This window comes from Rhizobium sp. P2_G2, assembly GCF_056403555.1.
This window is the reverse complement of record NZ_JBFUFF010000002.1, coordinates 128,995-149,673: the sequence shown is the minus strand read 5'-3', so window position 1 is coordinate 149,673 and position 20,679 is coordinate 128,995. Positions and strand designations below refer to the sequence as shown.

The 20,679-nt window shown below is 62.8% G+C and carries 20 protein-coding genes; 12 read left to right on the top strand and 8 right to left on the bottom strand.

Annotation, left to right across the window (positions count from 1 at the left end):
• Positions 1-256: 256 nt before the first annotated feature.
• The gene (locus tag AC1D06_RS03075) at positions 257-850 is read right to left on the bottom strand and encodes a TetR/AcrR family transcriptional regulator (protein ID WP_477984928.1); all 594 of its coding nucleotides are present in this window, start codon (positions 848-850) and stop codon (positions 257-259) included.
• Positions 851-1,007: 157 nt separating this feature from the next.
• Between AC1D06_RS03075 and AC1D06_RS03070 the strand changes: the two genes are divergently transcribed.
• Positions 1,008-1,406 carry a RidA family protein gene (locus AC1D06_RS03070; protein WP_477984927.1) on the top strand — a complete coding sequence of 133 codons (399 nt, stop codon included), beginning with the start codon at positions 1,008-1,010 and terminating at the stop codon, positions 1,404-1,406.
• A 571-nt stretch (positions 1,407-1,977) separates the two neighbouring features.
• On the opposite strand, the gene AC1D06_RS03065 is transcribed toward AC1D06_RS03070, so the two are convergent.
• On the bottom strand, positions 1,978-2,574 hold the full coding sequence (locus AC1D06_RS03065) for a hypothetical protein (RefSeq protein WP_477984925.1): 597 nt from the start codon (positions 2,572-2,574) through the stop codon (positions 1,978-1,980).
• 641 nt (positions 2,575-3,215) lie between these two features.
• On the opposite strand from AC1D06_RS03065, the gene AC1D06_RS03060 reads away from it, so the two are divergent.
• The 8 genes from AC1D06_RS03060 to AC1D06_RS03025 all read left to right on the top strand — a co-directional run bounded on the left by AC1D06_RS03060 (position 3,216) and on the right by AC1D06_RS03025 (position 13,620).
• On the top strand, positions 3,216-4,736 hold the full coding sequence (locus tag AC1D06_RS03060) for a TIGR02677 family protein (protein WP_477876237.1): 1,521 nt from the start codon (positions 3,216-3,218) through the stop codon (positions 4,734-4,736).
• Positions 4,733-6,022: a TIGR02678 family protein gene (locus tag AC1D06_RS03055; protein ID WP_477984923.1), complete on the top strand. Its 1,290-nt coding sequence runs from the start codon at positions 4,733-4,735 to the stop codon at positions 6,020-6,022. The genes AC1D06_RS03060 and AC1D06_RS03055 overlap by 4 nt, the downstream gene beginning before the upstream one ends.
• Entirely contained in the window at positions 6,019-10,197 is a 4,179-nt protein-coding gene (locus tag AC1D06_RS03050) for a TIGR02680 family protein (RefSeq protein WP_477984921.1), read from the top strand. The genes AC1D06_RS03055 and AC1D06_RS03050 overlap by 4 nt, the downstream gene beginning before the upstream one ends.
• Positions 10,194-11,495 (top strand): TIGR02679 family protein, encoded by a 1,302-nt coding sequence (locus tag AC1D06_RS03045; protein WP_477984919.1) that lies wholly within the window; start codon positions 10,194-10,196, stop codon positions 11,493-11,495. The genes AC1D06_RS03050 and AC1D06_RS03045 overlap by 4 nt, the downstream gene beginning before the upstream one ends.
• Positions 11,485-11,790, top strand: a complete 306-nt coding sequence (locus AC1D06_RS03040; protein WP_477984917.1) for a hypothetical protein — start codon at positions 11,485-11,487, stop codon at positions 11,788-11,790. The genes AC1D06_RS03045 and AC1D06_RS03040 overlap by 11 nt, the downstream gene beginning before the upstream one ends.
• Before the next feature lie 337 nt (positions 11,791-12,127).
• Positions 12,128-12,748: an antitoxin Xre/MbcA/ParS-like domain-containing protein gene (locus AC1D06_RS03035; RefSeq protein ID WP_477984915.1), complete on the top strand. Its 621-nt coding sequence runs from the start codon at positions 12,128-12,130 to the stop codon at positions 12,746-12,748.
• A gap of 8 nt (positions 12,749-12,756) precedes the next feature.
• The gene (locus AC1D06_RS03030; RefSeq protein WP_477984913.1) at positions 12,757-13,341 is read left to right on the top strand and encodes an RES family NAD+ phosphorylase; all 585 of its coding nucleotides are present in this window, start codon (positions 12,757-12,759) and stop codon (positions 13,339-13,341) included.
• Positions 13,342-13,371: 30 nt separating this feature from the next.
• Positions 13,372-13,620, top strand: coding sequence for a DNA methyltransferase (locus AC1D06_RS03025; protein ID WP_477876236.1), 249 nt, complete (start codon positions 13,372-13,374; stop codon positions 13,618-13,620).
• 259 nt (positions 13,621-13,879) lie between these two features.
• On the opposite strand, the gene AC1D06_RS03020 is transcribed toward AC1D06_RS03025, so the two are convergent.
• Entirely contained in the window at positions 13,880-14,128 is a 249-nt protein-coding gene (locus tag AC1D06_RS03020; RefSeq protein WP_477984911.1) for a hypothetical protein, read from the bottom strand.
• Positions 14,129-14,186: 58 nt separating this feature from the next.
• Positions 14,187-15,083: a LysR family transcriptional regulator gene (locus AC1D06_RS03015; protein WP_477984909.1), complete on the bottom strand. Its 897-nt coding sequence runs from the start codon at positions 15,081-15,083 to the stop codon at positions 14,187-14,189.
• 294 nt (positions 15,084-15,377) lie between these two features.
• Here AC1D06_RS03015 and AC1D06_RS03010 point away from each other — a divergent pair, with 294 nt between their 5' ends.
• Together AC1D06_RS03010 and AC1D06_RS03005 are read left to right on the top strand one after the other, a co-directional pair.
• Complete coding sequence (locus AC1D06_RS03010) at positions 15,378-16,112, top strand: SDR family NAD(P)-dependent oxidoreductase (RefSeq protein WP_477984907.1); 735 nt, start codon at positions 15,378-15,380, stop codon at positions 16,110-16,112.
• Between the two features lie 125 nt (positions 16,113-16,237).
• A complete protein-coding gene (locus tag AC1D06_RS03005; RefSeq protein WP_477876063.1) occupies positions 16,238-16,837 on the top strand; it encodes an NADPH-dependent F420 reductase in 600 nt (199 codons plus the stop codon).
• Positions 16,838-17,101: 264 nt separating this feature from the next.
• Here AC1D06_RS03005 and guaA read toward each other — a convergent pair whose 3' ends face one another.
• Positions 17,102-18,679, bottom strand: coding sequence for a glutamine-hydrolyzing GMP synthase (guaA, locus tag AC1D06_RS03000; protein ID WP_477984905.1), 1,578 nt, complete (start codon positions 18,677-18,679; stop codon positions 17,102-17,104).
• A 45-nt stretch (positions 18,680-18,724) separates the two neighbouring features.
• Positions 18,725-19,153, bottom strand: coding sequence for a MarR family winged helix-turn-helix transcriptional regulator (locus AC1D06_RS02995; RefSeq protein ID WP_477984903.1), 429 nt, complete (start codon positions 19,151-19,153; stop codon positions 18,725-18,727).
• Positions 19,154-19,244: 91 nt separating this feature from the next.
• Between AC1D06_RS02995 and AC1D06_RS02990 the strand changes: the two genes are divergently transcribed.
• Complete coding sequence (locus AC1D06_RS02990) at positions 19,245-19,565, top strand: hypothetical protein (protein WP_477879259.1); 321 nt, start codon at positions 19,245-19,247, stop codon at positions 19,563-19,565.
• Here AC1D06_RS02990 and AC1D06_RS02985 read toward each other — a convergent pair.
• Both AC1D06_RS02985 and AC1D06_RS02980 read right to left on the bottom strand, forming a co-directional pair.
• Positions 19,557-20,198, bottom strand: a complete 642-nt coding sequence (locus AC1D06_RS02985; RefSeq protein ID WP_477984901.1) for a 5'-methylthioadenosine/S-adenosylhomocysteine nucleosidase — start codon at positions 20,196-20,198, stop codon at positions 19,557-19,559. The two genes, AC1D06_RS02990 and AC1D06_RS02985, sit on opposite strands and share 9 nt — an antisense overlap.
• Positions 20,195-20,644 carry a PaaI family thioesterase gene (locus tag AC1D06_RS02980; RefSeq protein ID WP_477984899.1) on the bottom strand — a complete coding sequence of 150 codons (450 nt, stop codon included), beginning with the start codon at positions 20,642-20,644 and terminating at the stop codon, positions 20,195-20,197. The genes AC1D06_RS02985 and AC1D06_RS02980 overlap by 4 nt, the downstream gene beginning before the upstream one ends.
• Positions 20,645-20,679 lie beyond the last annotated feature (35 nt).

The window sequence follows — 20,679 nt, the reverse complement described above, 5'->3', positions numbered from 1 at the left end:
GACATCTGTCTATCACAAGCCAAGCTTCGACTGGTGATGGAATAGTTGATTATCAACAGCACCATCCGCAGAGCGATATGCCTCTCCGAAGCCCCTCTATGAACCGTCAGTGCCCAGCGTCCTCAGCATCTCAGTGACCAAATCAAATCCGATTCTCTCGACGTCCTCCAATCACACGAGGACATCCGAATGTCGTTTGGCCGTCTTTCGACCATTTGTGCCAAGCCCACGCCAAGTTTGCTCGGAATTTCCTGGATCACTCCTGTTTTGCCAACAGACCGCTGGCCAAATGTCGGAAGGCGTCGACGGCCTTCGGAAGAACATCCTTTGGAGCGTTGCTGGCCGCAATCCAGAGGGCCGCATTGAGCGCAGCGCCACTGACGAGCCGGGCTGCGGCTTCTGCGTCCACGGACTTCAGAATTCCTTGCGCGAGAAGCCGTTCCACGGTCTCCTTGGTCACCTGCAAACAGCTGTTCTGACTCGGCCATTGCGATGGATCTCCGAGCACCGCCGGCCCGTCGAGGAGAACAATACGCTGGACTTCGGGGTCGAGCGCCATCTCGATATAGGCGGCCCCCTCGGCCAGCAGGCCGTCCCAATCGCCTCTCTCCCTGGCGCCGATCGCCTGCGCCCGCAAAGCCATTTCTGCATCGATCTGATGAACGACCGCAGCCAGAAGTCCGCGCTTATCCCCGAAATTGTGGTAAAGCGCCCCACGCGTCAGACCGGCTTCCGCGGTCAGTTCATCCATGGATGCGGCGGCATATCCTTTTTCGGCAAAGGCTTTTCGCGCCGCGGCAATCAGTTTTGCACGGTTCTCTTCCATCGTCTCGACGCGTCGCTTGGCCATTGTCGTTACCCATATTCACATACGTCTCGTATCTGATTTGACATACGCATCGTATGTCTGTATCTCGCATACATTGCGTATATCAAATGGCACGGCGATATGGAAGTTCCCGCGCCGCGCATTGCCGAATCGACAACGATGAAAAGGAGATCATAGGATGACCCAGCGCGAAGCTATTTTTCCTGCCGACAGGCACGCACTGTATGAAGCGCATGGCTATTCAGCCGCAATCCGCTTCGGAGAGCTCCTGTTCGTCTCAGGACAAGTTGGCAGCCGTTCCGATGGAACCGCCGAGCCTGATTTCCCGCGCCAGGTTCAATTGGCCTTCGACAATCTTGAGGCAGTGCTCAAAGCAGCTGGCTGCTCTTTCGCCGACATCGTCGATGTGACCACATTTCATACGGACCCGGAAAACCAGTTCGACACCATCATGGCCGTCAAGAACCAGATTTTTAGCGCCGAGCCCTATCCCAACTGGACGGCGATCGGGGTCAACTGGCTCGCTGGTTTCGATTTCGAAATCAAGGTGATCGCTCGCATTCCTAGAGAGGTATAGCGGGCGATTTCCGCTGTGTGCATTGGCGAGATATCGCGTGCCCAGTCTCAAGCGGCGGCAATGCGAGCGATGCCTCGAGCCGCTCGAGACCGAAGGCGTACCGGCATATAGAATGCCGCAGCATGCGTGATCGGAGCAGCAGCACGCCGAAAATCGGAATCAACTGGAGCGACCAAGTGTTCCCCCCGCGCGGGAAGTCGACCGTCCCGGAAATATTTCCAGATGATTGACACTCTTCAGAGCTGGGCTGTGCCAGTCGCCATGGCAATGGCCGCTGGCACAGCGAACAGACTGGTTGCTCCTCCCTTTGACCTCTCAAATCAGGGGTCGATTGACGCCGCCTCGAACACCGCCGTCAAAATGCCGAGCCGGCCTTCCATAATGCTTCGTCCCAGATCGGCGGCCAGCTCAGCCATGTCCGGACCCATCATCGTGCCGAGATTTGGCGGAGCGGGCGGCCCGGCCTGGCGCCGCTGGCAAACCACGCCTTGCGGGCTATCAACGCATGGCGCCGTCGCCTGTTCAGCTTGTCTCGCCTGAGCTCGTCCAGGCGTCGTGGGTCGACCGTCCCTCAATTGAATTGAATGATGGTATTTATCTTGGGATTTGGATTGACGGCGGCGCGGATCCGGTGTGCCACATTTGGTGCCACGGTTTTCAAGTAGTTTGGATTCTGCATATAGGCTCTGAAGGCTTCCGCCATCAGTTCAGCCCGTGCATCAGCGCCAAAGCACCCTCTCTGCTCAGGCCCGAAGCCCCGATATTCAGGATCGTCGGCTTGATCGGCATCCGGCTTGATGCTTCTTGCTTCGCCCAGCGCCGGATTGTTCAAATCGTTGTAGACGTAGCGAATTTCATCGTCGATACCGTGCTGATCGATCGCTGATATAGTTTCCTTTTTCTCATTGAGACACGGCTGGCCTGCCTTCAGCTCAATGACGTGGCCGAGCATATGGAGCACAATGCGGCGGGCAGTCCCAGCATCAAGCGTGTGCAGGCGAGCAAGGTGTTTTCGACACGGGCAATTGGCAAACAGCTTCTTGTTTTCGGGAGCTTCGAAGAACGGAAGAAGGGTGTGCTGGGGAGCTTCGAGGAGCGCGGACAGGGATATTGCCGACGCATCGGCCTTCTTCTCGCGCTTCTTCCTGCTGAATAGATCGAATAGCACTCGATGGCTCCATTGTTGAATCTGGCCACCACAGAGCGGAAGCCCGTGCAGAAGTCGTTGGCATCGTCATACAGTTGTTGAGATTCTACACCAGGCCTCGACGCCTTCAACCATTTATACCATCCAATGCGATCTCTTCCACTGTTCAAAATCGCCGGTGAATTTCCGCGATCACGAACTTGTCGTCGCCGGCAATCATATCTTTTAAATGTATATTGCCGGTAGCGCCTTGTTCGACATTGGTGGCGTAAATTCTCAGGCGATTTTGAAAGGAAATTTATTTTCGTTCAACGGAGGTAATGCCGGACATAACGTCGGAAATCTGGGCTTTGATTTCATTAATGAATTTTCGCTGTTCGCGAATTCCATGCTTTCGTGGACTATCGATAGGACCGTCGGTTTTCCTTCGGAGACAGGCAGCGCAACTGAAAGCATGTCTCCAAGGCTGTGGAGAAGCCTGGCGAGACTGTCATTTGGCGACAATGCCTGTCCTTGACCCGACTGAGAAAGTCTTCTGACAGGGTGCATGGACGGAGCGCCCCACACAGGTGGTTATGCTCAACGATCAACATAGCGTCTTGACAAGATTCGAGAACAAAGCAAAAACATCCGAAGTGAGTTTGTGGAGGCAGCGATTGCCTATGCACGTTGTGAATGACCCGGCGGATCTCTTTCGTCACGTGAGCACCGAGAAGGCCGCATTCTACCGCCGCATCATGGACGTCTTCGCAGCGGCCAAACGGCAATACCGCTTGCAGTTGCGGCCCGACGAAGTGCTTGCCGAAGCCCGCTGGCCGGACGGGTCACCGCGCCTTGAGGACGTGAATGTGGCGCTCACCCAACTCACGCAATGGGGCAATCTCGAATCACACCCCGACACTGCGCGGGTTTCGAGCCTCAGCGACTTTTACCGCGCGCGCTTTCTATACCGGCTCTCGCAGGGAGGCGAGGCCGTGGAATCGGCATTGACGGTGTTCTTGCAGACCTTGCAGCGCCGCGCCGAACTGCAAACGGTGGCGCTCGAGGACATAGCGAGCCGACTGCACGCCCTTCAGGCGCTGGCCGGTGCCGCCGAATCCGATGTGGCCAAGATCCATGAAACGCTACGGGATCTGGTGCGGGTGTTCGAAGGCCTGGCCGAGAACGCGCAGGCGTTCATGGCCGGTGTCGCCCGCAGCATCGAGCTGCAACAGGCCGAGGCGGGGGCGGTTGCAACCTACAAGAGGCGGTTGATCGATTACCTGGAACGTTTCATGGGCGATCTGGTGCGCCGTTCCGACACGATCGCGCGCCTCGTCCAGGCTTTGGAGCCAGATGTAGACGGCCTGCTTGGACAGGTGGCCGAACGCGAATCTCGCGACGCGGCTCCCGGTGGAGCGCAGGATCAGGCCAAGTCGCGGGAAGCCTACCTGCAGGCCTGGCGAGAACGCTGGAAGGGTCTGCGTGGCTGGTTCCTCAGCACCGGCCACGAGCCGCCTCAAGCAGAGCTGCTGCGAGCGCGGGCGCGGTCGGCCATCCCGCAGCTTCTGGCTGCGATCGCAGCGCTCAACGAACGGCGCAGCGGCCGTAGCGACCGCTCTGCCGACTTCCGCCTGCTTGCCGGCTGGTTTGCCGCCTGCGCAGACGACGGCGAGGCACACCGGCTCGGGCGGGCTGCCTTCGCTCTCAATCCGGCGCGGCATTTCTCGCTTAACGCCGATGCGGAAACCGAGCTGCCGGCCAGCATCTCATGGGCTGACGCTGCGCCGCTCAAGGTTCACCCGCGTTTGCGCGAATATGGCGAAGCGGCACCGCGCGGACCCCTGCCGCGCGTGCGAGACCGCGCCGAAGAGCGCGCGTTCCTGGCACGCCAGCTTGCGGAGGAATCACGGCAGGTCGAAGCGGCGCGCAGGCGTCTCGCGACCAGCCGCCCGGCGCGGCTTTCGGATCTGGGGGAACTCGACATGCATGCCTTCGGTCTGTTCCTGGGCCTGCTCGGGGAGGCTCTGGCTGAACAAGCCGGGCCGGAGACGCCGGTGGAACGCCAGACCAGCGACGGCTTGCTGCGCATCCACCTGAAGCCGCTTGCCCCCGACAGTCGCGCCACGATCGACACGCCGCATGGCGTCTTTGCCGGGCGTGACCATCTGATCACCATCACCCCCTTGCAGGACGGTCGATGAAGGCGGCGAACGACGACAACGACAGCCGCGGCATCGGCCTGCTGCAACAGCGCTTCCAGCGCGAGGAGTTTCGCGCCTGCGTGCGCGTGCTGCTGATGACGCCTTTGATAGGTCCGGCACATGAGGATTTTGCCGCCATACGCCGCCAGGCCGAAGCATTGCGCGAGTGGTTTTCTCGCGAGACGGGCTGGATGCTGCAGGTCGAGCGCGAGGGCGCACGCCTCTATAAGCTGCCCGGAAACCTGACCGACGCCACGCGCGGCATCCCTGGCTACGATCGCCGGCGCTATGTGCTGCTTTGCCTCGCCTGTGCCGTGCTCGAACGCGCCGACCCGCAGATCACTTTGCGCCTGCTAGGCGAAAGGCTGCTGGAGTTCTCCGCTGAGCCGACGCTCGATTTCACCTTCACGCTCGAGGCGCAACACGAACGGCGCGAACTCGTTTCGGTGTGCCGCACATTGCTGAGCCTCGGGGTGTTGTACCGCGTCGCCGGCGACGAAGAAACGTTCGTGCGGGCCGGCGGCGATCAAGCCGATGCGCTCTATGACGTTCAGCGCCGCATGCTTGCCGGCGTGCTGGCGTCCGTGCGTGGCCCTTCCACCTGGACCCCGGAAGAGGCGCCGGCGGCGATCGAGGAGCGGCTGCGCGCCTTGGTCGGCGAACATGTGGCGGATAGCGAGGAAGGTCGGCGCACGGCGCTGCGCCACCAGATTGCGCGCCGGCTTCTTGACGATCCGGTAGTCTATGTGGAGACGTTGGAGCCGGAAGCCCGGGCGTATTTCTTCAACCAGCGCGGAGCGATGGCCGCTCGCCTGTGCGACGCCGCCGGCCTGGTGGCGGAACAGCGCGCAGAAGGGCTGGCGCTGGTCGACGACGCCGGTCTGCTGACCGACGTGGCGATGCCGGCCGAAGGCACCGATGCCCATGTGACACTGCTTGTCGCCGAGTATCTGGCCGCCGGGCAAAGGCAGCGGCGGGCGAATGGCGCCGACACGGCGAAAGCCTTAGCCCGGGATATCCACGAACATGACATCGCTGACTTCCTGCACGAGGCGAAGGCCCAATACGGCCGTTATTGGCGTAAATCGGCCCGCGAACCAGGCGCCGAACGCGAACTCGCTGCCATCGCGATCGAACGATTGGAAAAACTGCAGCTGGCTGTGCGAGACGCCGGTGCCATACACCCGCTGCCGGCGCTCGCGCGCTTCGCGATGGGCGACGCCGAAATCCGCGAAACTCGCAAGGCGCCGACCGTGGACGTCGGCTTTCGGTTCGAACCGACATGAATGACCGCTTGTATCTGTTCTCCCTGACGCCGGAAAAACCGGCTTTGCCGATGCCGACGCGGCAGCGCTGGCAGCCGCTGCGCCTGGGCTTGGTGGAGCTCTTTCACTACGACAGCGAGGAATTCTGGTTCCGCGACGGCCATCTGTTGCTGCGCGGCAACAACGGCACGGGCAAGTCCAAGGTGTTGTCACTGACGCTGCCGCTGCTGTTCGACGCACAGCTCAAGTCTTCGCGCATTGAGCCCGATGGGGACGGCGGCAAGAAGATGGCATGGAACCTGCTGATGAACAGCTACGACCGGCGCATCGGCTACGCATGGATCGAGTTCGGCCGCGTCGCGGAAGACGGCACGCCGCGTTTTCTCTCGCTCGGCGCCGGCCTTTCGGCGACGGCCGCCCGTCCGCAGGTCGACAGCTGGTTCTTCCTGCTGGAAGACGCCGACGGCGCGACACGCATCAACCAGGATATTTGGTTGACGAGTGCGCAGCAGGTGGTGCTGACCAAGGAGCGCCTGCGCGACGCGCTCGATGGCCGTGGTCAGGTGTTCGACACCGCGGCCGGCTACCGTCGCGCCGTCGACGAGCGCCTGTTCCGTCTGGGCGTCAAGCGCTACGACGCGTTGATGGACACATTGATCCAGCTTCGCCAGCCGCAGCTTTCCAGAAAGCCAGACGAGACCGCACTGTCGAACGCACTGACCGAGGCCTTGCCGCCGCTGGCGCCCGAATTGCTCGGCGACGTTGCCGAAGCGCTCGGACAGTTGGAAGAAGACCGCCGTCAGCTCAACGAATATCAGACTCTGGCCAAGGCCGTCGGCCGTTTCGAGGAACGTTATCGCGTCTACGCTGGCACGCAGACCCGCCGCCAGGCCCGCTTGTTGCGCCAGGCCCAGACGGAGTTCGACAACGCCAGCCGGGCACGAGGTGAGGCCCAGGCTCACTTCGACGAAGCGCAAAGGCAGGAAGTGCTGGATCGGACCGCTTACGATAGTGCCGAGATCGCTCTGACGCGCGGGCGTGCACAGCTCGATACCTTGCGCTCCGACCCAACGATGCAGGACGCCAACCGCCTCGAAAACGCGGAGAAGGAGAGGGCGGCGCGATTGCAAGCAATGCTGAAGGCCACTGCAGCCGTCGAAGAAGCGGGCCGACGACTGGGGCTCAGCACCGAGGAAGCCGGACGCGCAGCCCAGCGCGTGGAACTGGCGGAACGCGCATTGGCCGATCTGCGTCGCGAAAGCGCAGTTTACGCCGATGCGGCTGGCATCGCCCGCCAGCACGCCGAAAACCTCCTCGCCCAATTGGAGGCTTCCGCGCTGGTCGAACTGACGCAGCATGCTTTCGACGGAGCATGCGTCGAGCTTCGCAACCTCGTTGCCGTCCGGCGTGAACAGATCGCGTTGCTGCGTCGCCGCCACGGCGAAGTCGCTGAGGCCGAGGCGACCTATATGCGACGCCGCGAAATCCGGGATGAACGACAGGTCGAGGCCGAAGAGGCCGCCGAACGCCGGACCCAAGCTGATGCCGAGGTCGAGCGGCAAGGCTGGAATCTGGTGGAAAGCTGGGACCGCCATTTCGTCGGCCTGAAGCAATTGCAGATCGATCCCGACAGCAGGCCCGCGGCATTGACGGCCCTGGCGGAATGGGCCGCGACGCTGCAGGGCGACAACCCTGCCCGCGACCTCCTGCAATCGGCATATGATGGGGCCGGCCTCTCCCTGACACAGCGTCGCGTGGCGCTCGACGGCCAACAGCAGACACTGGGGGCGGAACGTGAGGCGCTCGAAGACGAACGCGGACGCTTGGAAGCCGGCGACGACATGGCGCCGCCCCTGCCGTATACGCGTGGTCTCGATGCACGCGAGGCGCGCCAAGGCGCGCCGCTCTGGCAAGTGGTCGACTTTCGCGACGCGGTGGCGGCTCCGCAACGCGCCGGCCTCGAGGCCGCGCTCGATGCCTCCGGGCTTCTCGACGCCTGGATCTCTCCTGACGGACGCCTCCAGGCCGGCGATGACGGGATCCTGCCTTACGACACGCAGGCGCTGGAACGGCAAAAGTCTTCTCCGTCGCTCGCCGACTGGTTGGAGGCTACCGTACCGGCTGGTTGCGCTGTGCCGRCCGATATCGTCGAGCGCCTGTTGTCGGGCATCGCCTGCGCCGATGACGATCCCGTCGACAGTGAGGCGTGGATCGCTCTCGACGGCCGCTTTCGCCTCGGCGCGCTGTCCGGTGCGTGGGGCAAGCCTGCGGCGGTTTACATCGGCCACGTGGCCCGCGCCGCCGCCCGCATGCGGCGATTGGCCGAGATTGCCGGCCGCCTTGCGCAACTCTCCGAAGAATTGACAGCCGTGCGTGTCAAAGTGGAGCAGCTCGCGCTGGATCGCAAACAGGCCGACGAAGAGTGGCGCCTTGCGCCCGCCGACGAGGTGTTACGAGGCGCTCATATGGCGGCGGCCGCCAGCGCCCACGCGGCGCGTCTCGCCAGCGAAAGACTGGCGGAAGCGGATACGCGGTGCCGTGAAGCCGAACAGGCGTTCAAGGCTGTGTGCAAACAGCGCGCCGCGGATGCCGCAGACCTGCGCCTGCCCGAAATGCCTGACACGCTGCCCGCCGTCGAAACAGCGCTGGATCATTGTCGCGACGCGCAGGTCCGACTCCAACAGACAGCCCACGAGTTCCGTCTGGCGCGGCCGGAATGGCAACGCCAACGCGCTCGCGAGAACGAAGCGCATGGTGACCTGCGGCAGCGCGAGGAGGATCTCGCGGCGGCACATGTCGAAGCGGAAGAGGCCTCTGCCCGGCTCAATGTGCTCAGGGAAACGGTCGGCGCCAAGGTCGAGGAATTGCAGCTGCGGCTGAGCGAAGCCCGCCGTGCCGTCGAGACCGGCGAAACCACGCTGAAGCTTGCCGGCGAAGCCCTGCGCAAGGCGGGCGAGACACGGGCGGTCGCTGGCCAGCAGGCCGAGACGGCGAACCTTGTCCTGCAGCAGCGCGGTGAGGCGCGCGGCCAGACGATCTCCAAACTGCAGCAGTTTGCAGAAACCGGCTTGTTCTCGGCGGCGCTGCCGCATGTCGAACTTCCCGATATGGGCGTTCAGTGGACGATCGACCCGGCGCTGACACTGGCCCGCCGCGCGGAACAGGAGCTGTCGAACCTCAAGGACGACGACGAGGCGTGGGCGCGCATCCAGCGGCAGATAGCCGAAGAACTGACCGAGCTGCAGCGTGCGCTCGGCGCGCTGGGCCACCAGGCCCAGGCCGATCCCAGCGACTGGGGTTTCAGGGTGGACATCGTCTACCAGAACCGCCGCGAACGGCCGGACCGCCTCGCCATGCGGCTGGCCGAAGAGATCGCCCAGCGCGGCGAACTGCTCAGTGCGAACGAACGCGCCGTCCTGGAGAACCATCTGCAGGCCGAAATCGCCGCGGAGATCCAACGTCTGTTACAGGCTGCCGAACGCCAGGTCGATGCCATCAACGGCGAACTGCACAAGCGCCCGACCTCCACCGGCGTGCGCTATCGCCTGTTGTGGCAGCCGCTTTCTGAAGAGGAAGGCGCGCCGGTGGGTCTCGAGGCGGCGCGCAAGCGCCTGCTCAACACCAGCGCCGACCTTTGGTCGGCAGACGACCGGAGTGTCGTCGGCGCGATGCTGCAGCAGCGTATCTCCGCCGAACGGGAGCGCGCTGATTCCAGCGGCGGAAAGGACAGCGGCGGCACCTTGCTCGACCAGCTCGCCCGCGCCCTGGATTATCGTCATTGGCACGGTTTCCGCGTCGAACGCTGGCAGGAGGGCCATTGGCGCAAGCTGTCCGGGCCCGCATCGAGCGGCGAGCGGGCGCTCGGCCTCACGGTGCCGCTCTTTGCCGCGGTCGCCAGCTTCTACAGCCAGGGCAGCTATGCTCTGGCTCCACGGCTGATGCTGCTCGACGAAGCCTTTGCCGGCATCGATGACACAGCGCGAGCGCATTGCATGGGGCTGATCCGCGAGTTCGATCTGGACTTCGTCATCACCAGCGAGCGCGAGTGGGCTTGTTATGCCGAATTGCCGGGTGTCGCCATCTGCCAGTTGCAGCGGCGCGAAGGCATCGACGCCGTATTCGTCTCGCGATGGACCTGGGACGGACGAGAGAAGAAGCCCGAGGCCGATCCCGATCGCAGATTTGCGCCGGCATGAGCGATCAAGTCGACCCGCGTCTTCAACGCCTGCTCGGTGGTGACCATCTTGCCTCGCTGCGCAAGCGGCTGCGCCAACGCTTCGAGCGTGCGCCGATCGAGGGCGCCGTCGATCATATTCGCGTCGTCGGACTGAGCGCAGAGGAATACGCGGCACTGGCCGCGCTGCTCGGCCGCCGGCAGCGCCGCTCCAAGTCCCTGCAGATCGACGTTCTCCGGCTTGATGCCGACCTGCGGCGCTCCGGCATCGCCACATCCCTGCGCGATGCGTTGGAAAAGCTTGACGGCACCATCCCTCATCTCGCCGGAATACGCCTTAGACAGCAAATATTGTGGTCGGGCGTGATAGACAGTTGCAGCCACTCCGACTTGGCCAGCCTGCTCCTGACTCCGGGAGGTATCAGTCTGCTCAAACGGCTCGCTCGGGGGGATACGGCTGCGGCAGCGGAGCTTTGCTGGCGCGCCGAAGAAGTGCTGCGGCACCTGCCGGCAAAAGGCACGACGCGTTCGCAACTGGCCGCGGACGTGCTGGGCGACGCCCATGCGCTTGACAACGGTCGCGGGGTCGCCGCCCTCGTTCTGGCGGTCTTGCGCCAGATCGCCACGCCCACTCCCGACGCCGCAGCACTCATTGCCGACGAAGACAGCGAGATGGTACGGAAATCGAGAGAGGATGTCGTTTTGGAGCCGGTCGCCGGTGCCGAGCGGATACGGGATACATGGGCCAGAGCAGGCGTTCTGGTCAACGAGTTGGCACGCCCGGCCCTCTTTCTGAACCTGCCGCCAAACGGGACCGAAAGCGATCGTTGGCCCTTGGGAGAGCCGGCCTTTGCATCGCTGCGATCGCTGCTGCGCTCGCCGCCTCGATGGGATGTGGCGGGCCGCGACGTTTACGTGTGTGAGAATCCCAACCTGCTCGCCATTGCCGCGGACCGATGGGGGGCTGGCTGCGCGCCGCTGGTCTGTACCGACGGCATGCCCGCGGCCGCGCAACGATGCCTTCTGGATCAACTCGCACTGGCCGGCGCGCGGCTCCGCTATCACGGCGATTTCGACTGGCCCGGATTGCGTATCGGCAACCAAGTCATGCGAGAACACGGTGCGGAGCCTTGGCGGTTTGGCGCCGTCGACTATATTGCCGCGGTGCGGACGGCACAGAGCCTGGCACACCCGCTCGGAGGAAAGGTGGCCGAAGCATCATGGGACGGAGCGCTGGCGCCCGCGATGCGTGAGCATCGCGTGGCCATCGCCGAAGAGGCCCTGGCCGCCTCGTTGTTGCAGGATCTCGATGATCGGTGAAGCTTCTTCAAAGAAGGACGCATTTTCAGCGCAACAGGAGAAGCAAGTTATCAATCAAGATCACGAAGGTGAAGAATGCGGCGGAACAGGCGTTATATGGCGCTGTGGGGTTAACGACCGCAACGCCGTTCYCGCTCTCTATTTCAATGATCTCATTGATGAGAAATTCCTCCGGTCCGAGGTCAGCAAGAAGACCGTCCAAGAGCTCCCAATGTTTGTCGGCAGCGACCTGAGGGACGACGATGAAGAGGCATCAAGCCCCGGTCGGTTTCGCCGCTCAGTCCGAGCCAGTTGACGTGGCTTGCTTCATGTCAACGTTCCCACGCAACCGCGACCAAGGATGCGGACAAGCACTGATGGATCGGAAATTTCACGAGATCACCGCGTTTCGCATTGGTCAATTGCCGTGGGTCATCCTTCAAGATCACACGCTTCGACGACTTTATTTTCACGCCCTGCTCGGAGAGCTGACTCTCCGATTCAGCCAGAAATCGGGCGTTCTAAACCATACGACACGCCAGTGGTCATAGCCGGCAGCTCCGCTAACCCATCTGCCCTCAGCGAAACGGTTTTCCAGTTCTAGGGTTGCCTATTTTGCCTATTTTGCTTATATTGCCCAAGGAGAACGAGTCATGAGCGCAGTCAAACCATCTCATCTTACGCGGGCCGCCCTGACCAAGGCGATCGAAAGCAAGGTCGAGCGCATGCCCTTGCATGACCTTGTCGAGCTGGCTTCGACGCTGAAGGTGCCTATGGCCGCTGTCGCTAAAGCGATCCGTCGGCGAGAGCCGAAATCAATGTCGTCGCCGCCACCTTCCGATGGCCGCGTGCTGCAAGGCGACGGTGTCGGCCCGGTCGTCTCGGCGGCGGAGGGCGGCAGGCTTCTGGATGCCATCACTGTCGACGATGAAGCGGCCAACTGGACCGAGAGCGAACTCGTCGGGGCTGGAGATTTAGTCCGGCGACTCAGCATTGCGCGGGGAACCCTCGATAACTGGCGTAAGGCGGGAAAGGTCATCGCGCTGCGAAAGGGGTTGCGGAATTTCGTGTATCCACTTCGGCAGTTTGATCGTCGCCGGCCTTTAGACGGTCTCGACGAGGTGGCGGAGCACTTCGCTTCAGCCGAAGAGACGTGGGAGTGGTTGGTCGCGCCTAATCGGATGACGGACGGCAAGGCTCCGATCGACGCCCTGCATGCCGGCGACGTTCGTGGCGTCGTGAGCGCGGCGGCGGGCGCCTTTGATTACGCGTGAAGCTCGTAATGTCCAAACTTCGTGACCGGGTGATCGCCGCGTGTCTCTCAGACTGGCCGCGCATTCTGCCCACAAAGCACCGGGCGGCGCCGACCGGCGCCGGGTTCGGGTCGAGCCGCTACTCTAGTCCGACCGACTCCTTCCGCGTGCTCTACGCGGCGGACAACTTCTCTACTGCATTCGCCGAGGCCGTCGTGCGAGACCGATTTGAGGACAAGTCACGGCGCTATCTCTACCGGCCTCATCTGGAGCAGGTGTGCCTAACCGCCATCGGTTCCAGCCGAGATCTCACGCTGCTCGATCTGCGGGGAGCCGCGGCCTATGAGCTGGGTGTCGACACCGACGCGAGTCGGGCTCGCGACCACACCGCCGGCCAGACCTTCTCCCAACTTGTCCACGATCAGATGGCAGATGTCGACGCCATCCTGTTCGACTCGCGCCTGACCAGTGGTGCCTGCGTCGCCATCTACGATCGCGCCTTTTCCGCATTGTCGGCAACAGTCCCGATCGGCCTGCTGCAGGCAGCGTTGCTGCCGGCCGAAATCACCCGCCTGGGGATCACGCTACGCCGCCAACGGGGCTATGCGCCATGATCAGGCCATCTCACCGCCCTTCCGTCCGCCCTGGGGCCAACTAATGGCCAAGCGACTTCGCATCGTTTCGCCGAAGCGGAACAAACGCCTGCAGACTGGGAAGGCTTCTTTCCTTACTACGCCGGCTATCCCGAGCTATTCGCCCGCGAGTTGCTGCAGAGCGCCAAGCTACCGCGCGGCGCAGTCGTGTTAGATCCGTGGAACGGCAGCGGCACCACGACCTATAGGGCCACGTCGCTCGGTCTGAACGCTATCAGGATCGACCTGAACCCGGTCTGATCATCGTCGAACGCGCCCGCCCGTTGCCGCCGAGCGAGGCAGATCACCTCCGACCGTTGGCAGCGACGATTCTATCGCACGCCCGCTCGGCACCGCCGAAACTGTCGCCGAATGACGCGCTTCTGGGCTGGTTCGATCCGGAGACCGCCGCCTTTATCCGTGGCATCGAACAGAATATCCGCCGAAGCCTGGTCGGCAGCATGACCAAGTCCCCGGACGGGGTGCATCTCGATCGGATATCAGGTACCACGACGACGCTCTATGTGGCGCTGTTCGCCGCCTGCCGCCRACTGGTCGCACCCTTCCGCTCGTCGAACCCCACCTGGCTGCGCGCACCCAAGGCGGACGACACCCGGATCTCCGCATCGCGCCGTCCCGCGATGAAATCGAGTGCATCGTCATAGGCGCGAAACTCATGGTCCAGGCTCGATGCAGCGGCGAAGAAAGATTCGATCTCGTTCAGCCGGTCATCCGGCAGCATTCCGTCGTGATCGACGTCGAACAGCACCTCGGCAGCCTCGCTGAGCGCCGGTGGACAATCCGGGTCGCCGGCGACCCGCCGCGCGTCAGTCGCGCGAAATGGACAAGCCCGCGAGAAGCGGAGCGTAGGCGGCGAGCCTGCGGGATACGAACTCCGTGAAGAGCCGCACGCGCTTGGTCTTGCGTGTCTCCCCCTGTGTGAGAAGCCAGAGCGTTCCGTACATGTGCAGGTCGGTGCCCGGCACCCTCACCAATAGGGGGTCGGCATCTCCGACGAAGCACGGCAGCGCCGTCATCCCGAGCCCCTGCCGCACCGCGACGATCTGCGCCTCGCCGTCCGTGGTCCTGAACGGAACCCCTGTGGCGCGAACCTCACCGTCGCTGGCCCAGTCCGGAATTCCATGAATGCTTATGACGATCCACCGGATGGGATCAGGCGCCCCCGCGCGCCACGCGGACAGTCGATCGCGGGACATGTAGACGCCGCCGAACAGCTCCGGTCCTTTCAGACCGTGAAGATTGAGCGGCAGGGATTTGCGGTCGTAGACGACGCGGATCGCGACGTCGGCCTCTCGGTTGGTCAGATTTGCCAGCTCGCCCGACGACAAGATTTCCATTTCGATGTCCGGATGCAGGCGCGCGAAATCGGCGAAGTCCGGCATGAGCAGGTGTGCTGCAAGGGGCGGTGCCAGCGTCACCCGCAGAAGCCCACGCACGCTCTGGTCGCGCCCGAAGACGCGCGTTTCCAAGAGGTGCGACGACGCTTCCATCTGGTCCGCGAACTCGAGGACCTCCTCGCCCGCAGCCGTCAGGCGGTAGCCCGAAGGCAGCTTTTCGAACATCTGCACGCCGAGGCGTTCCTCGAGCTGGGCGATGCGTCGCAGCACAGTCGAGTGGTTCACGCCGAGGCGCTCGGCGGCAGACCGCACCGAGCGTCCGCGCGCGACGGCAAGAAAATAGCGAACGTCGTCCCAGTCGATCATGGTGCAATCCCGCACCGCGGGGTGCGCCTCCCAAGGCCCGTGTCCAACGCCATCGAACATCCTCTCGAATGTGGGGTAGCACGGGCGGCCATCATAGCTCAATGCCGACAAACAGGTCCTAATTCCGAATGACGGACGCCGATCGCCGCCACTGCCGTCAGTCATCCAGCCGGATCGATTTCGCACCACCGATATGCGCGTTTCCGCACTCAACGCTTGAGGCCAGCAGACCTATTTCGAGGTTCTCGGGGACCTCCCCGAACGGTCAAAGACAAAGCCCGAAAGGAGAAATTCATGGGAAAGCTAGACGGTAAGGTTGCAGTCATCACGGGTGGATCGAGCGGCATGGCGCTGGCGAGCGCCAAGCGGTTCGTTGAAGAGGGCGCCTATGTTTTCATCACGGGCCGGAGACAGGAGGCGCTGGACGAGGCCGTCAGGCTGATCGGCCGGAACGTGACCGGTGTGCGCGGCGACGCGTCCAATCTCGACGACCTCGACCGCCTGTTCGATACGGTCAAGCGGGAAAAGGGCAAGATCGACGTCCTGTACGCGAGCGCCGGCATGGGCGAAGCCGTCCCACTGGGCGAGATTACCGAGCACCACTTCGATGCGGCCTTCAACCTGAATACGCGCGGCACGCTGTTTACGGTTCAGAAGGCGTTGCCGCTGTTCAACGACGGCGGATCGATCTTCATGACCGGGTCAGTTGCTTCGGTGAAAGGTTTTCCTGGTTACGGCGTGTATGCGGCGAGCAAGGCGGCGTTGCGCTCATTCGCACGCACCTGGCTCAACGAACTGAAGGGCAGGAATATCCGGGTGAACGTGCTGAGCCCGGGGCCGATCGCCACACCGATGCAGGACCAGGTTCTCACCGAAGAAGCGAAGCGGATGTTCGAATCCCTCATCCCGCGGGGAAAGATGGGTCGTCCTGAGGAAATTGCAGCGGCTGCGCTGTTTCTCGCTTCAGACGATTCGAGCTTCGTGAATGGCGTGGAATTGTCTGTCGACGGCGGCTTCTCGGCCATCTGAATTCGCACCGGATCGTGGGGAGTGGTGATCGGCGGGAACGTCTACGAAGGTCGCCACACTGCGAAACGGATAACCCGGCGCCGTTGAAGGCCGGAATCAATATCAACACGGATTGGAGAAGCATTATGAGCTATGCGATTGTAGGATTCGGTAAGGTAGGCCAGGCTCTCGCCCACGCCTTCGCCCGTAAGAACATCGACGTGACCGTCGCGAGCCGCCGGCCGCCCGAGACGTTGGCGCCGCAGGCTCGGGCGATTGGACCCACGGTCGCCGCCAGGTCGCTGCGGGATGCACTCGAGGCCGATACGATCATCTTGGCGGTCCCGTTCGGCGAACATCGCGAGGTTGCGAAGGCCCTGCCGAGCTGGAAAGGCAAGACGATCATCGATGCCATGAACGCGTTAGTTCCCCTTGAGGAGCTGGACGGCCTCCCGTCCTCCGCCTTCGTCGCGAAGGCGTTCACCGGCGCCAAGCTCGTGAAAGGTTTCAATCACCTAGTCGCGGCCACCCTCGCTGCCGATCCGATCATCGAGGGCGGCCACCGGGTGGTCTTCCTGTCGAGCGACGACGAGGATGCGACCGCTCCCGTGGCGGCCTTGGCCAAACAACTGGGATTCGCACCCGTCAAACTGGGAAAGCTCAACGAAGGTGGCGCGCTGGTGCACGCACGCGACCGCATCTGGGGCCAGCTCATCTTCCAGGATTTGTTCAAGAAGGAGCAGTAATCGATCTACGACCGCTTGATCGCCGCCGAAAACCGGTCGCGCGCGCCAACGTCTTCGAGCAGCGCGCGACCGAATATTTGAAGGCCACAATGTCGCGAAGGTTGGGGTGGGCCTGACGGCGCATGCGCGCCGTTCGAGGGACGGGGAGACGCCCGACAGAGTGGCTAGATCTGCGGGTGTCTTAGAATCTATCGAACGGTATCGGTGGCCCAGGATTCGCTCGAGTGTCCTGCGCTATCCAATACCACTCCACGGTACTCCCCGTCATTCCCACTCGATCGTCCCGGGCGGCTTGCTCGTCACATCATAGACCACCCGGTTGATGCCGCGCACCTCGTTGATGATCCGCGTCGCCGTGCGGCCGAGGAAATTCATGTCGTAGGGATAGAAATCCGCCGTCATGCCGTCCACGGAGGTGACAGCGCGGAGTGCGCAGACGAAGTCGTAGGTGCGGTAGTCACCCATGACGCCGACGGTCTGTACCGGCAAGAGCACGGCGAAGGCTTGCCAGATCGTGTCGTAGAGGCCGGCTTTGCGGATTTCGTCGAGATAGATGGCGTCGGCCTTGCGCAGGATGTCGAGCTTTTCGCGGGTCACGCCGCCGGGGCAGCGGATGGCGAGGCCGGGGCCGGGGAAGGGGTGGCGGCCGATGAAGCGGTCCGGCAGGCCGAGTTCGCGGCCAAGGGCGCGGACCTCGTCCTTGAACAGTTCGCGCAGCGGTTCCACCAGCTTCATATTCATGCGTTCCGGCAGGCCGCCGACATTGTGGTGCGACTTGATCGTCACCGATGGTCCGCCCGAGAAGGAGACGCTTTCGATGACATCGGGATAGAGCGTGCCCTGGGCCAGGAAGGCCGGCGCGCCCTTGCCGTCCGCGGCAATCTTCTGGGCTTCCGCGTCGAACACTTCGATGAACAGGCGGCCGATCGTCTTGCGCTTGACTTCGGGGTCGGAGACGCCGGCAAGCTCGGTGAGGAAGAGGTCGGAGGCGTCCACATGCACCAGTGGGATGTTGTAGTGGTCGCGGAACATCTTCACGACTTCGTCCGCCTCGTTCATCCGCATCAAGCCATGGTCGACGAAAATGCAGGTCAGCTGGTCGCCAACCGCCTCGTGGATGAGAACCGCCGCAACCGAGGAATCGACGCCGCCTGACAGGCCGCAGATGACCCGTTCCTTGCCCACCTGCTCGCGAATCTTGCGGATCATCTCGGCGCGATAGGCCGACATCGTCCAGTCGGATTTCAGGCCGACGATCCGATGGACGAAATTGGAGAGCAGCTTGGCGCCGTCGGGAGTATGCACCACTTCCGGATGGAACATGGTGGAGTAATAGTGCCGCTTCTCGTCGGCGGCGATGGCAAAGGGCGCATTCTCGGAGGTGGCGATGACCGAAAAGCCCTCCGGCAGCTTCGTCACCCGGTCGCCATGGCTCATCCAGACGGGATAGCGTTTGCCAGTCTGCCAAAATCCTTCGAACAGCGGGCTTGCGGCCCTGATCTCGACATCGGCACGGCCGAATTCGGCTGCATGGCCACCCTCGACCGTACCGCCGAGCTGGTGCGCCAGCGTCTGTTGGCCATAGCAGATGCCCAGGATCGGCACGCCGGAATCGAACACCGCCTGCGGTGCCCGCGGGCTGCCTTCATCCGTCACCGAGGCCGGGCCGCCGGAGAAAATTACGCCTTTCGGCTGCAATTTCTCAAAAGCCTGAGCGGCATTCTGGAACGGATGGATTTCGCAATAGACCCCGGCTTCACGGATGCGGCGCGCGATCAGCTGCGTCACCTGGCTGCCGAAATCGATGATGAGAATGCTGTCGGGATGAGCTGTCTGGGTCATGTCGGGCCTATAAAGAAACATCGCCGGGTACGCAATTGGGAATCGTCAGCTGTCGCGCAACTTTCGCAGCAGGTCGCCGAGCGCGGCAAAGGCATCGTTGCCAATGCGCGACCGGTACTCTGTTTCGATCTCTGTCTTGATGCGGTTGGCGTCGCGCATGGCGGCTTTCCCGATTGCTGTCAGCGCAACGATCCGGCCGCGCTTGTCGTCGGGGTCGGCGCGGCGCTCAAGAATGCCGTCGGCTTCAAGGCCGTCGATCAGCTGCTGCACGGCCTGTTTCGAAATTGCCAGGCGTTCGACCAACAGCGCCTGCTTTGTACCCTTCGGCGCGATGCTGCCGATCAGTGTCGAACGGGCCTCGGTGAACCAGCCGTGCCCGGCCGCCTGCATGCGGGCAACGAAATCGCCATGCCAACGATCGCTCGCCTCCCAGAGCAACCAGCCGATATGACCTGGGAATTTATCGTCAAGCACCTTGACTATGTTCCTTATGCGCCCTACTTCATTCTCGTCAAGCTACTTGACCATACCGAAGCTGTCGAGTTCTCAAGAAAAGGTTTCCACCATGATGACGCTTGAAAAACCCGTGCTTGCCGCAATCCTCATCCGCACGACCCACGAAGTCGATCTGGGCGAGGGCCGGCAGGCCACAATTTATTACGAGACCGAAGACCGCGCCCATATGCGCCTGCCGGACGGCGTGACGATGACCGGCGATTGGCACCTGCTGGACGATGGCTATGCGATCGAATGGCAGAACGGCCCCTCAGGCCGGTGGACGCTCAAGGCGATGCCTGGACGGATCAGCTATTTCGATACCGAAGGCAAGGATCGCGGCACGGTGCGGGCGATCACCTTCGGGCCGAATGCCGCCTTCTCATCCTAAGCCAATAGTGCCATCCTCGATTCCGGCTTCCAACAGCGCAACAGCCGCTGCCAGTTTCTCGTCGATAATGTGCAGATATTCGGTCCAGTCGTCGATATGGCTGACCTCGGCCTTGCCGTCGGAAATGCCGCGCAGGCCGACCAGCGGAATGTCGAAGGCCATGCAGGAGCGGAGGATGGCATAGGTTTCCATCTCCACCATCTCGGCGTCGATCGAATCATAAGCGAGGCCCGAAACCACGGCGCCGCCCGTCGAAAGCCGCGCTTCCTTGACGGCGGGAATGCGCACCGGCAATGGCAGCACGGCGGGCAGGCCGAGGAAAGGCGTCACGCCCCGTTCGAAACCGAAGGGCGTTGCATCCATATCGCGATAGCCGACGGAGGTGGCCTGGTAGACTTCGGCCTGTTCCAGCGTCGCCGAGCCGGCGGAACCCAGGGAGACGACAAGATCCGGCTTGCGCCCGTCCATGACGAATTGCGCCAGTGTCTTCGTCAGCTCGACGGCGGCTTCGACCGGACCGACGCCGGTCATGACAGGCTTGAACAGCGCCTGCAGGTGCGGACCATATTCCGCCTCCGCCGCCATCACATAGAGCAGCGACTTGCCGCCGACGGTTTTCAAGCGATCGCTCATCCGCGTATATCCTCCCGGCCGCGCAGGGCCATTTTCGTGCCGGTCATCGATGCGATCAGCTTTGCCGGTCCGTCGCCGATCGCATAGGCGCGGCCGTCGGCAACGATGATGTTGGAACCGGGTTTGGTGATCTCGCCGCGGAACAGGAAGCGGTCGCCTTTGCCGGGCGAGAGCAGGTTGACCTTGAACTCGATCGTCAGGATCGAGACGTCGGGCTCGATCATCGTATAGGCGGCATAGGTGCAGGCCGCATCGAGTGCGGCGGAAATCACGCCTGCATGCAGAAAGCCATGCTGCTGCGTCAGCTCAGGGCGATAGCCGAGTTCGATCTCGACGCTGCCGTGCTGGATGCGGGTCAGCTCGGCGCCGATCAGCGACATCGCGCCCTGGCGGGAGAACGACGTGCGGATACGCGTGCGGAAATCATCTATGGGTTCGTCCGGCATTGGGCTTCCTTTCGCGGCCGCGAAACTGCCATTGC